This is a genomic window from Pseudomonas sp. 9.1(2019) (assembly GCF_009910445.1).
Taxonomy (GTDB): Bacteria; Pseudomonadota; Gammaproteobacteria; order Pseudomonadales; family Pseudomonadaceae; genus Aquipseudomonas; species Aquipseudomonas paraversuta.
Genome location: NZ_VBWF01000005.1, coordinates 334,392 through 347,122 on the forward strand (window position 1 = coordinate 334,392; position 12,731 = coordinate 347,122).

Genomic DNA, 12,731 nt, shown 5'->3' on the forward strand with positions numbered 1-12,731 from the left:
CCACCCCCGGGTGGCTTTTTTTTGCCCTGAAATTGGTGGGGGCTGTACAAGTTCTGTCGGAGCGAGCTCTTGGCGGCCTGGTTGAAAAGATCGCGATCAAGCCAGTTCCTGCAAAATCTGCTGCCGCTGGGGAAGTCTTCAGGCCTCCGGCTTCGGCTGCAGCGCGTTCAGTCCCGTTTCATTGATGCAAACCACCCGGTTGCGCCCGCCTTTTTTGGCCTGGTAAAGCGCCTTGTCGGCCGTGCTGATCAGGGCTTGCTGGTCATCCCCGGGTTTTGCGTAGCGGCTGCAGGCGCCCAGGCTGATGGTCAGTTTCCTGTGCTCGGCAACAGGCTCCAGCTGCTCCACTGCGCAGCGAATCTTCTCGGCCAGCAGGCGTGTACCTGTTGCCTCGGTCTCGGTCAGTATCACGGCGAACTCTTCACCGCCATAGCGGGCGGCCAGATCGGCGGGGCGACGGGTGTGGGACTTGATCACCTGGGCAACCCGCCGTATGGCTTCATCCCCGGCTTGATGGCCGTAGCAGTCATTGAAAGCCTTGAAATTATCTATATCAATCATGACCAGGGATACAGGATTGCCCGAGCGCTGCGCCCGGCGCCATTCCAGATCCAGGGTTGTGTCCAGGGTACGGCGATTGGCCAGTCCGGTCAGGGGGTCGGTTGCAGCGAGCTCGGCCAGCACCCGCTCGGCCTTGTGCCGCAAGCGCAGCTCCCGCGTCAGCAGCCAGGTGAGCCACAGCAAGCCCAGGCAGAGCAGGAGGGTGGCACTGCCGATCAACAGGGCGGTATGCCACCAGTTGTCGAAAATACTCGAGGTGGAGATGGCGACCACCACCACCAGCGGCAACTCGCCCACCTGAGCGAAGTTGTACAGACGCTCCTGATGATAGACCCCGGACATGGCAGTAAAGCTGCCATGTCGTTCTTCCAGGAAGCGAATGAAGTTAGGGGTCCGGCTAAGGTCCTGGCCGATACTGACGCGGTTTGTCCCGGGATATTGGGTCAACAGAATTCCGTCAGCGCTGACCAGACTGATGTTGCCGGTAGGCCCTATGTCCAGACCGCGGAACATGCTCTGGAAGTAGCTCAATTTTATCTGGCCCACCGCAACCCCCCGGAAATCGCCTTCCGGGCCTGAGACTCTGCGGCTAAGAATAATATTCCAGTCATTGGCGCCCTGGCCGGCGAGAAATGGGCGGCTGATGAAGATTTTGTCGTCTGCCGCACCGAGGTGGGCCTTGAACCACGGCTGCTGGCTGGCCTGGTCCGGCACGGGCATACCCGGTGCAGAGCTGGCAATCAGTTGGCCCGCGGCATCCAGAACGAAGAATCCGGCATTGGACGGGGCTTCATTGGCCCTGGCAAAGAGCAGCGACTGTCGGGTTGCAGAGGGAAGGGTGGAGAGCTCCCGGCTTTGCAGAAAATCGATCAGGCTGGTGAGCGCGGAGTCATAAATCGAAAAGGTGTTACGAATGTCGCGATTGATCAGTTGCACCAGGTTCAGGGCTGAACGCGTGGCATCCTGCTCGGTATTGCGATACTCCCTGACCAGCAAATAGCCAACGATGCCGAGGATGGCAACCACTGACAGCGTTGTTGCCCTGATCAGCATGCGCCGGGTAATGAAGGATGTACGGCGGGAATGTGGAATGGCCTTGACCTCACTGATGCGTTTGGTGCCCAGACCTAAGGTTACGCCATATTGGCATAAGGCCAGCTGGGATGCTGGCCTTATGGTCATTGTTTAGAACACATCGATAGGATAGTCGATGATCACGCGGTATTCGTCTACATCGTTGTCCACCGTCCGGTAGGCATCGTTGCCGCGGTTGGTTGCCCAGCGCAGGCTAACCGCCAGATCCTTGGCCTTGCCATCCTGAACCACATACTTCAGAGCCATGTCGCGCTCCCAGTGATGGGCATTCTTGCCCTGGGGGTTGTACCAGTTACCGTAACCGATACTGTTGGTGCTCGCCTTGGTCAGGTCCAGTTCGCCGCGCGAATACGAGATGCTGGAAGTCAGACCGGCGATACCCAGACCGGCAAAGTCGTATTCATATTGCAGCTTCCAGGAGCGCTCGTTGGGCCCGTTGAAGTCCGAATATTGCTGCGAGTTGTCGAGGTAAACGCTGTCGCCCTGATTGATGTAGTCAAACGGCGTGTTGCCATTGACCTTTTGCAGCACGGTGGTGAACTTGTGGCCGGCCATGGCAAGCGCAAGGTGCAGGCTGAAGGTGTTGTTGTTGATATCCCCCAGCAGTGCTTTGCCGCTGTCGCGGGTGTGATAGTAATGCAGCCCCGGGTTCAGGCTGATGCTGTCAGACAGGGCGTAGGTGTAATCCAGATCGTAGTAGTACTGATCCCACACATCCTTGAGTTGGGCGGCATACAGGTTGCTGGTGATCTCGGGAATGGCGCTCCACGACGCGCCGGCCCAGGTCAGGTGTTTGCTGGTCTGGTCGTCAAGGTTGCCGTAGGTGGTCGTCAGGCGACGCATACCGCTCTGGTTGTAGGGTTTGTTGAAGCTGGCCTGGCCGCCCTCGAACATCCAGCCGTCGAAACTGTGGTTGGTCAGGCTGACGCCACGGAAGGTCTGCGGCAGCATGCGGGTTTCGCCGCCGGCGATGACCGGGTTGGTCAAGAACAGATCACCGGCTTTGAGCTCGGTATCAAAGGCGCGCATTTTCAGCGCCGCACCGGCTGATGAAAAGGCAGTAGGCGCTTTGCCATTGCCATCACTGACCGGCAGGATGCTGCTGCCATCGGTGCCGCCACCGCCGTCCAGTTTCAGGCCGAGCATGCCGTAGGCATCCAGGCCAAAGCCGACTACACCCTGGGTGAAGCCCGACTCAAATTTCCCCACAAAGCCCTGGCCCCATTCCTTGCTGTCATCGGCATGGGGGCTACGGATATCGTGGTTCATGTAATAGTTGCGGGTATGAATCTTGAGGCTCGAGCCTTCAATAAAACCGTCTTTGGACGCTTCGTCGTCTGCGTGGGCGAAAGCGGGGATCGTTGCAGCCAGGGCAATGAATAAAGGACTGAGTTTGAGTGAATGCTTCACCGGTTTGGAGCTCCTTTTTAGTGCTGAAAATTGTTGTAATTCTCGATGAATCCGGTGCCCGGCATAGGGCGCCAAAGGAGCAGGCGCCTTAATTAAAGACCAAAAAAAAGCCGCTATGATAGCGGCTTTTGAAACAGTTAGTCACATCTGTAACGAGTGACCAACTGGGTCGGGAAGTTTTCAGGTGTCTGTTCAGCTGTCTTCAGACTCATCAGAAATGCTGTGTTTTGCCTGTGTTTGCTGGGGCTTGGCCTCGTTGTCGGGACGTGTTGCCAACTCTGTTCGAGCCTGATCAAAAGAAGCTGCGCGGGCTGCATTTTGTGCGACAAACGCGGGTGACTCTTCCGCCATGGCCATAGGCGACAACAACAAAGACGACAAAACGAAAACGCTGGCCATACCCATACTGCTGGACATTTCAAAGACCTTCTTGCTGAGCAAGTTCTGTGTGGTGTCAGCAATTTATAGCGATCCTGACCAGTGAAAAAGCCCTGTTTCATACAAGGACTTTTGCGTTTGGGGTAACAAACCCGGGGAGGTGCCGGGTAGACACATTGAGTGTTCAGGCACTGCTGAGTCTTGTGGGAGCAAGGGGCTGCTGAGTCTTGTGAGAGCTAAGGGGCTGCTGAGTCTTGTAGGAGCTGGCTTGCCAGCGATGGGATCAAGTCAGTGAAACCAATGTGCCTGTATCGCCAGCAAGCTGGCTCCCACAGGGCCCGGAGCTGACACATACACTATTGTGGGAGCTGGCTTGCCAGCGATGGCATCAAGTCAGTGAAACCAATGTGCCTGTATCGCCAGCAAGCTGGCTCCCACAGGGCCCGGAGCTGACACATACACTATTGTAGGAGCTGGCTTGCCAGCGATGTCATCAAGTCAGTGAAACCAATGTGCCTGTATCGCCAGCAAGCTGGCTCCCATAGGGCCTGGACCTGACACATACACTATTGTGGGAGCTGGCTTGCCAGCGATAGCCTCGCCTCAGTGACACCCATGTGCCTGTATCCCCAGCAGACTGGCTCCCACAACAGGCCCGGGCCTCAAGCCGGTAAAAACAGGCCAAAGGTATTGCGCCCTTCGGCGCTGCGCACAAAGACATCCCCGCCATGCATCTGCGCAATGGCTTTGACGATGGCCAGCCCCAGACCATGATTGGCTCCGCTGTTGTGACGCGAGGCATCCACGCGATAAAAACGCTCGAACAGCCGCGGCAGGTGCTCGTCGGCAATTGGCTCGCCCGGGTTGCTGATGCCGATGGTCACGCCCCCGGGGCTTTGATCGATCTGTACCTCAATCCGTTGCCCGGCTTCGGTGTGCTGTACGGCATTGCTCAGCAAGTTGATCAACGCCCGGCGCAGGTGGGGCTTTTCGATATTGACCTGGGCATCGCCGTTGACCTGCACCTCGACCCGCGCGTCTTCAAGAATGAACTCCAGATACTCCAGGGTCGTCGCCACTTCATCCGCCAGTGAGGCACGGGTCAGCTTGCTGGCCTTGCTGCCTTGATCGGCGCTGGCCAGAAACAGCATGTCGTTGATGATGCTGCGCAAGCGCTCCAGCTCCTCCAGGTTGGACTGCAGCACCTCAAAGTAGTGTTCGGCAGAGCGCCCCCGGGTCAGCGCCACCTGAGTCTGGCCAATCAGATTGGTCAGCGGCGAACGCAGTTCATGGGCCACGTCGGCATTGAACGACTCCAGTCGCGTATAAGCCTGCTCGACTCGCTCCAGGGTTGAATTGAAAGCGCTCACCAGTTGATCCAGTTCCGGCGGCAGTGGCGACAAGTGCAAGCGCCCGGACAGGCGTGGCGGGGCCAGTTTCAGCGCTCCTTCAGAGAGCTTGATCAAGGGTTTAAGGCCGATTCTGGCCACCCAGTAACCCAGCAGTGAGGCCAGGACCACACCAATAGATGCCAGGCTGATCAACGCCACCAGCAAGTGGTGCTGGGTCTGGCGGAAGGTTTCGGTATCGATGGCGGTCAGGAAGCGCAGGGCCGGTCGTTGTTCCTTGGCCGGGATCTGGCTGATCAACACCTTGAGCGGGTAGGTCTGGCCGGGCAGATACAGGTCGCGGATCCCGGTCGGGCCCCTGGCAAACTCACGTACCGGCGCCTCGGGATTGCCGTACTCATACTCCGGGTCGCCACTGATGGCCCAAAACCGCAGGCGCTTGTCTTCTTCACTGAGCAGCTTGAGTTTGGCGCTGATCTTGGCCCAGTGCTCGGGGGTTCCATAGCGATTGATCGAGGACTCAAGCACGCTGAAGCGCGCATCCAGTTCGGCCTCGGGCAGACGGCCGATACCCTTGTCGACTTGCTGGTACAGCGCCCAGCCGATCAGCACGAACACCAGCAGCGCCACCAGGGTGAACATCGCGCTCAAGCGCAGGGCGATGGAGTTCAGGCGACCGGGCCGCTTAAACACTGCGCCGCTCCAGTACGTATCCCATGCCGCGAATGGTGTGCAGCAGCTTGTGCTCAAAGGGGCCGTCGAGCTTGGCGCGCAGACGTTTGATCGCGACTTCGACCACGTTGGCGTCGCTGTCGAAGTTAATGTCCCAGACCATTTCGGCGATGGAGGTTTTGGACAGAATCTCCCCCTGACGCCGCGCCAGTACGCTGAGCAGCGAGAACTCCTTGGCGGTCAGGTCCAGGCGGCTGCCGGCGCGGGTAGCCTTGCGGCTGATCAAATCTATCCACAGGTCGTCGACCGTTACCTGCACCGGTTCGTGGCCGCCGCTGCGCCGGGTCAGGGCCTGCAGACGGGCTACCAGTTCCAGAAATGAAAACGGCTTGCCCAGATAATCGTCGGCGCCTTCGCGCAAGCCGCGAATCCGGTCTTCGACCCGCTCGCGGGCCGTCAGCATGATCACCGGCGTCTGCTTGCGCGCGCGCAGTGCCCGCAGCACGCCGAAACCATCCAGGCCCGGCAGCATCACATCGAGCACGATCACGGCGTAATCGCTCTCCAGCGCCAGGTGCAAACCCTCGATCCCCTCCCGCGCAACATCCACCGTGTAGCCTTGCTCGGTCAGGCCGCGATGCAGGTAATCGGCGGTTTTTTCTTCATCTTCAATTATCAGGACTCGCATAACCCGCCTCAGTGATTCGTCGCCAGCAAGCTGACGGGTTTGGAACGCTGGAACAGTCGTTCCAGCCACAAGTATATGACCGGCGTGGTGAACAGCGTCAGCGCCTGGCTCACCAGCAACCCGCCGACCACGGCGATCCCCAGCGGCTGGCGCAGTTCGGCACCGGTGCCATAGCCGAGCATCAGCGGCAGGGCGCCGAGCAAGGCGGCGAGGGTGGTCATGATGATCGGCCGGAACCGCGTCAGGCAGGCTTCATAGATCGCTTCTTCCGGGCTTAGCCCGCGAGTGCGTTGTGCGTCGAGGGCGAAGTCGATCATCAGGATGCCGTTTTTCTTGACGATGCCGATCAGCAGTACCAGCCCGATCAGCGCCATGATCGAAAAGTCCTGGCCGCAGATCCATAGCATCACCAGCGCCCCCAGGCCTGCGGAGGGCAGGGTGGAAATGATCGTCAGCGGATGCACGAAGCTTTCGTACAGCACCCCGAGAATGATGTAGACCGCCACCAGCGCCGCCAGAATCAGCCACGGCTGGCTGGCCAGCGAGCTCTGGAAGGCTTGCGCCGCGCCCTGGAAGTTGCCGCTGATGGTGCTTGGCATGCCGATTTCATTTTTCGCCTGATTGAGCATCAGTACGGCATCGCCCAGGGCTACGCCGGGGGCAAGGTTGAATGACAGGTTGGCCGCCGGGAACATGCCGTCATGGCTGATCGACAGCGGACCACTGACTGGCGCATCGACTTTGGCCACGGCCGACAGCGGCACCATCTCGCCCGTCAGCGGCGAGCGCAGGTAGAAATAATTCAGGCTTTCGGCCTTGCCACGCTGCTGCGCGTCGACCTCCAGAATCACGTTGTACTGGTTGGTCTCGGTCTGGAACTCATTGACCTGACGCTGACCAAAGGCGTCATACAGGGCTTCGTCGACATCGGTGGCAGTCAGGCCGAAGCGGGCGGCGGCGTTCCGGTCGATGCTGATATGGGTGATGCTGCCGCCCAGTTGCAGATCGTTGGACAGGTCGCGGAATGCCGGATTGGTGCGCAGTTTTTCGGTCAGACGCTGGGTCCAGGTATTGAGCGTTGGCCCGTCATTGCTCTTGAGCACGTACTGATACTGGCTGCGGCTGGGGCCCGAGCTGAGGTTGATGTCCTGGCCGGCGCGCAGGTACAGGACGATGCCCGGGACTTTGGCCAGCTGCGGGCGAATCCGGTCGATAAATTCACTGGCCGACACATCGCGGTCGCTGCGGTCCTTGAGGGCAATCCAGAAGCGACCGTTGGCGATAGTCTGGTTGCTGCCGGTCACCCCCACCGAATGGGAGAACGCCTGCACCGCCGGGTCGGCACTGATGATGTTGGCCAGTTGCAGATGTTTTTTGCGCATGTCGGCAAATGAAATATCCGACGCCGCTTCGCTGGTACCCAGCACGAAACCTGTGTCTTGCACCGGGAAGAAGCCCTTGGGGATCAGTACGTAGCCGGCAATGGCCATCGCCAGCGTCACCGTGAAAACCCCCAGCATCAGCCGTTGGTGGGCCAGTGCCCGCTTCAGGCCCTTGTCATACAGCGCCAGCAGGCGTTCACCAAAACCGGGGCGGGCATCGGCGTGGTGCACTGGCGAGCGCATGAACAGCGCCGCCAGGGTGGGCGCCAGGGTCAGGGATACCAGCACCGAAATCAAAATGGTCGAGGTCGCGGTCAGGGCGAACTCCTTGAACAGCCGACCCACCACTCCGCCCATGAACAGCAGCGGAATAAAGGCGGCCACCAGCGACAGGCTGATCGAGACCACGGTGAAGCCAATCTCGCTGGAGCCCTTGATCGCCGCATCGCGCATGCTCTGGCCCGCCTCGAGATGACGGTGGATGTTCTCCACCACCACAATCGCATCGTCGACCACAAACCCCACGGCCACCACAATCGCCACCAGCGTCAGGTTGTTGAGGCTGAAGCCGAGCACATACATCAGGGCAAAACTGGCAATCAGCGACACCCCCAGTACCGCCGAAACGATCAGGGTTGCCGACCACTGGCGCAAAAACAGCGCCATCACTGCGATCACCAGCAGCACCGCAATCAGCAGGGTAATTTCCACTTCGTGCAGCGAGGCCCGAATGGTTTTGGTCCGGTCGCTGAGGACCGTGACTTGCACCGAAGCCGGGAGCATGGCCTGCAGGGCGGGGAGGGCGGCCTGGATGCGGTCCACCGTTTCAACAATGTTGGCCCCCGGCTGGCGCGAGATCACCAGGTTCAACCCCGGCTGATGCCCGGACCATGCCTGCACGTAGTCGTTCTCGGAGCCGTTGATCACCCGCGCCACGTCGCGCAACTGCACCGGGGCGCCGTCCTTGTACGAGACGATCAGCTGGCCGTACTCGTCGGCATCGAACAACTGGTCGTTGGTCGACAGGGTGGAAATGCTCGAGGGGCCGTACAGCGCACCTTTGGCCAGGTTGAGGCTGGTTTGCTGAATCGCCAGGCGGATATCGGCCAGGGTCAGGCCGATGGCCGCCAGCTTGTCGGCTGAGGCCTGGACCCGGATCGCCGGACGTTGCTGGCCGGTGATGTTGATCAGGCCTACACCGTCGATCTGGCTGATCTGGCGTGCCAGCAGGGTTTCGACGTAATCGCTGAGTTCGGTGCCGGGCATCTGCATCGAGCTGATGCTCAGAATCAATACCGGGCTGTCCGCCGGGTTGACCTTCCTCCAGGTCGGCAGGGTGGGCATGTCTTTGGGCAATTTGCCGGACGCGGTATTGATTGCCGCCTGTACCTCCTGGGCGGCGGTATCGATGCTTTTATCGAGGGTGAACTGCAAGGTCAGGGTAGTGGAGCCCAACGCGCTGCTGGAGGTCATTTGGGTCATGCCGGGGATGGCGCTGAATTGCACCTCCAGCGGTGTGGCCACCGACGATGCCATGGTGTCGGGGCTGGCGCCGGGCAGTTGCGCCGACACTTGAATGGTCGGGAACTCCGCTTCGGGCAAGGGGGCGACGGGCAGCCGCGGGAAGGCGATCAGCCCCAGCAGCACCAGGGCAAAGGTCAGCAACACCGTGGCGATCGGGTGATCGACACACCAGGCTGACAGTGAACGACCGTTATTCATGGTTGCACCGGTTGGGCGCTGGTCAGCGCTGGCTCGCTCAAGACTTCAACCCGTGATCCCGGTTTGAGACGCGACTGGCCATCGCTGACCAGGGTGTCCCCCGGGTTGACGCCGCTGATGATGTTGAGTCCGCTGTCCTGATACAGCATCTGTACCGGCACGGTTTCGACCTTGTCGCCCACGATGCGATACACAAAATAATTATCCAGGCCGCGCTGCACCACCTGGGGCGGTACCACCAGTGCATTTTGCGAAACACCGGTCTGAATCTCGACATTCACCAACTGGCCGGGCCACAGGTTGTGCTCGGGGTTGTCGAACCGGGCTTTGACCTTGATCGTACCGGTGCTGGCCGACACCTGATTGTCGATCAGGCTCAGCCGGCCTTCGCCCAGTGCCGTGCCGCTGTGGCTGGAGTCGCCAATGAAGGCTTTGACCAGGGCCGGGTCTTTGGCGCCGAGCAACTTATGCAAAGTGGGCAGGAGCTGCTGGGGGAGTGAGAACTCCACGGCAATCGGATCGATCTGGGTGACGGAAAACAGCCCCTGGGTATCACTGACCCGCAGGAAATTGCCCGGGTCGACAGCGCGAATCCCTACTCTGCCGCTTACCGGCGAGTGAATCCGGGTGTACGACAATTGCACCTGCGCCGCTGCAATCGAAGCCTGATTACCTTGTGCGGTGGCTTTGAGCTGATTGACCAGGGCCTGTTGCTGGTCGAGGGTTTGTTTGGACACGCCGTTGTCGACACTCAGCAACTGATAGCGTTTGAGGTCGATCAGGGCGACTTGCAGCTGGGCCTGGTTTTGCCCCAATTGGGCCTTGGCCTGATCGAGGCTGGCCTGGATCGAGCGGTCATCCAGGGTTGCCAGCAGGTCACCGGCCTTGACGGTCTGGCCTTCCTTGACCAGCAGTTGGGTGAGGATGCCGTCGATTTGCGGACGAATCATCACACTGTGCAGCGACAGCACAGCGCCTATGCCGCTGACATAGTGCGGCACATCTTGCCGGGCCACCTGAACCACCCGGACCGGAACCGCCACACCGGCGGTCGATTTAACGGGGGTCGGGCGAGTCGCCCACCAGGCGCCGCAACCAATCAGGGCTACCATAAGCATGCCCAGCAGGATTTTTTTTGTTTGAGTGCGCATGCCGGGTAAACGCCGTGTACGTGGAATTAGGGGACGCTAAGGTTATAGCCGGTCAACCGGGTCAATAAAGTGACCGCAAACTGACATTACCGACAGGCAGATAAAAATAGTGTTCTGGTGGTCAAGTAAACCGCCCCGGCGTCGATAGTTCTTTAAAGGGAGCACTTACGCGTTCCCATTCAAGGGGCGGTCATTATGAAAAACCTGGCGTTGGGTTTTGCAGCTTGCTCGATTTTCCTCCTTTGTCAGCCGACTCAGGCTCAGACCCTGATCGGCAGTGGCCAGATTCAGTTCCATGGCGCTATTGTCGAGCCGGCCTACGAGCTGGGACTGGCCAGTAATGTGGACTACGGCGAGTCCGGCCAACTGATTGAAGTCGCGCCGGGTGTGGTCATCGCCATGAATATGGCCTTGCGCAAAGGCCGTGGCAGCGAGCCTCTGTATTCCATGTCTTTCACCGAGCTGAAAAATCCGCCAAACCCCGGCGCAAACCTGTCGTCGGGGAAAAAAGGCGTGGTGACTATTTCCTACCGCTGATTGCTCCGCGGGGAAGGTCAGGCAGGTATACTGCGCGGTCTTGCGCCACCCGGCCTGATCATTTCCCCCGTATTACGGAGCTTTCATGACTACTCCTACACCAACGACCGCTCCTGATGCCGTGGGCACTGAGCAGGTTGACAGCGAAACCGGCCTCGACACCCCGAAAAAACCGGTCATTCCAGCCTTCACCTTTCCGTTCAAGCCTTCGGAGTTTGCCAAGGCCAAGGCCGAAGGTCAGGCCTACTACCAGAAAAGCGGTCTGGGCGGTCACGATAAAACCCCGGGCGCTCCGCCCCACGGTACCCGTCGCACCATGGGCAAGCGCTGATTTCAGGTTCTACAGTGCCAGCCGTTGAACCTGGCGCATGCCGTGTTTGTGGTACAGGCGCAAGGCCCGTTGATTGTGCTCCATGACTTTAAGGTCAACCCAGGCTTCATTGCGTTGCCGGAACACTGCAAACACATGGCGCAATAGCGTGCCGCCCAATCCTCGGCCCTGCTGCCGGGGATGCACCACCAAATCCTTGAGGTAGGCGCTGGTCCAGGCCTGGGCAACTGCCACCACCTCGCCTTCGAGCAGCACCACAAAGCACAGTTGCGCATCGTATTCGGCGTCATGCTGCAGGCAGTCTTGCCACTCTTGCAGCGACGGGACACTGCCCTCGCCCTGTCCGTAGCCCTGAACCAGCAAGTCATGGACGGGTTGCAGCAGCGCTTCGTTGAGCGTCACCAGAGTTACTCCCCGGGGCCACTGTACAGGCTCCGGCGGCTGGTTCAGGTCTTTGCGCAACAGCAGGCAATACTCGCTCATTGAATTCAGTAACCCTGCTCGGCAACCGTGCGCGCGGCCTTGATCAGGCACTGGGTCAGCTCCGGCGACGAGAACTTGGTCAGCACTGCGTTGGCTCCGGCCAGGCGTGCTTTTTCGCTGTTCATGGCACTGTTCAGCGAGGTGTGCAGCAGCACATAAAGATGAGCAAAGTCCGGGGTTTCGCGCACGGTGCGGGTGAAGGCATAGCCATCCATCTCGGACATTTCGATGTCTGACACCAGCACATTGATTTGCTCCGGCGTTCCCTGCAGCTCCAGAAGTCGCTCGATGGCCTCCTTGGCGCTGCGGGCCGTGTGGCAATGCAGCCCCAGGTTGCGCAAAGTAATCACCGACTGTTGCAGCGCGACCTGACTGTCATCCACCACCAGAATCCGGGCCCCGGCCAGCAGTTTGCTGTCTTCGCGGCTGAGGGCCTCGGGGAGGTCTTCGATCCGGGCGGGGGCGATGCCATGAATCACTTTTTCGATATCCAGCACCTGCACCAGCGCCCCGTCGACCTGGGTCACCCCGGTGATATAAGAGCGCTTGCCCGAACCGTAGGGTGGTGGGCGAATGTCGGTGCTCAGGCAGTGCACGATTTTGCTTACCGCCTGTACGTGAAGCCCCTGTTTGGAGCGACTGACGTCGGTGACGATCAGGCAGCCGCCGTCAGGATCAAGCAGCGGTTGTTCGCCGATGGCGCGACTGAGGTCGATCACCGCCAGGGATGCGCCGCGCAATACCGCCACCCCTTTCACGTGGGGGTGCGACTCGGGCATTTTGGTCAGCGCCGGGCAGGGAATGATTTCACTGACCTTCAGCAGATTGATTGCCATCAGCTTGCCGCTGCGCAAAGTGAACAGCAGAAGCGAAAGTGAATCTGCGCGAGCGTTGTTCGATGACATAAAAACCTTCTGGAGGGGCAGTGATACAGGGTTATCGACCTGGAACCGGAATTCTGTAATCGCCGCA

At 59.8% G+C, this 12,731-nt stretch carries 11 protein-coding genes; 2 read left to right on the top strand and 9 right to left on the bottom strand.

What is annotated here, in order from left to right:
* Positions 1 to 138: 138 nt before the first annotated feature.
* The 7 genes from FEZ21_RS07590 to FEZ21_RS07620 form a co-directional block, all read right to left on the bottom strand.
* Positions 139 to 1,743: a sensor domain-containing diguanylate cyclase gene (locus FEZ21_RS07590; RefSeq protein ID WP_003443569.1), complete on the bottom strand. Its 1,605-nt coding sequence runs from the start codon at positions 1,741 to 1,743 to the stop codon at positions 139 to 141.
* Between the two features lie 3 nt (positions 1,744 to 1,746).
* Entirely contained in the window at positions 1,747 to 3,066 is a 1,320-nt protein-coding gene (locus FEZ21_RS07595; protein WP_003443567.1) for an OprD family porin, read from the bottom strand.
* Between the two features lie 192 nt (positions 3,067 to 3,258).
* Positions 3,259 to 3,483 (bottom strand): hypothetical protein, encoded by a 225-nt coding sequence (locus tag FEZ21_RS07600; protein WP_160626785.1) that lies wholly within the window; start codon positions 3,481 to 3,483, stop codon positions 3,259 to 3,261.
* A 623-nt stretch (positions 3,484 to 4,106) separates the two neighbouring features.
* Positions 4,107 to 5,486: a heavy metal sensor histidine kinase gene (locus FEZ21_RS07605; protein ID WP_160626787.1), complete on the bottom strand. Its 1,380-nt coding sequence runs from the start codon at positions 5,484 to 5,486 to the stop codon at positions 4,107 to 4,109.
* Positions 5,479 to 6,153, bottom strand: a complete 675-nt coding sequence (locus FEZ21_RS07610; RefSeq protein ID WP_003443564.1) for a heavy metal response regulator transcription factor — start codon at positions 6,151 to 6,153, stop codon at positions 5,479 to 5,481. The genes FEZ21_RS07605 and FEZ21_RS07610 overlap by 8 nt, the downstream gene beginning before the upstream one ends.
* 8 nt (positions 6,154 to 6,161) lie before the next feature.
* Positions 6,162 to 9,257, bottom strand: coding sequence for a multidrug efflux RND transporter permease subunit (locus tag FEZ21_RS07615; RefSeq protein ID WP_160626789.1), 3,096 nt, complete (start codon positions 9,255 to 9,257; stop codon positions 6,162 to 6,164).
* On the bottom strand, positions 9,254 to 10,408 hold the full coding sequence (locus FEZ21_RS07620; RefSeq protein WP_160626791.1) for an efflux RND transporter periplasmic adaptor subunit: 1,155 nt from the start codon (positions 10,406 to 10,408) through the stop codon (positions 9,254 to 9,256). The genes FEZ21_RS07615 and FEZ21_RS07620 overlap by 4 nt, the downstream gene beginning before the upstream one ends.
* A 195-nt stretch (positions 10,409 to 10,603) precedes the next feature.
* Here FEZ21_RS07620 and FEZ21_RS07625 point away from each other — a divergent pair, with 195 nt between their 5' ends.
* Positions 10,604 to 10,945, top strand: a complete 342-nt coding sequence (locus tag FEZ21_RS07625; protein WP_003443561.1) for a hypothetical protein — start codon at positions 10,604 to 10,606, stop codon at positions 10,943 to 10,945.
* Positions 10,946 to 11,030: 85 nt separating this feature from the next.
* The gene (locus tag FEZ21_RS07630) at positions 11,031 to 11,276 is read left to right on the top strand and encodes a hypothetical protein (protein ID WP_029612219.1); all 246 of its coding nucleotides are present in this window, start codon (positions 11,031 to 11,033) and stop codon (positions 11,274 to 11,276) included.
* 9 nt (positions 11,277 to 11,285) lie between these two features.
* Here the strand turns inward: FEZ21_RS07630 and FEZ21_RS07635 are convergent, their stop codons facing one another.
* Positions 11,286 to 11,759, bottom strand: coding sequence for a GNAT family N-acetyltransferase (locus FEZ21_RS07635; protein WP_010655585.1), 474 nt, complete (start codon positions 11,757 to 11,759; stop codon positions 11,286 to 11,288).
* A gap of 5 nt (positions 11,760 to 11,764) precedes the next feature.
* Positions 11,765 to 12,664 carry a chemotaxis protein CheV gene (locus FEZ21_RS07640; protein WP_003443555.1) on the bottom strand — a complete coding sequence of 300 codons (900 nt, stop codon included), beginning with the start codon at positions 12,662 to 12,664 and terminating at the stop codon, positions 11,765 to 11,767.
* Positions 12,665 to 12,731: the final 67 nt, after the last annotated feature.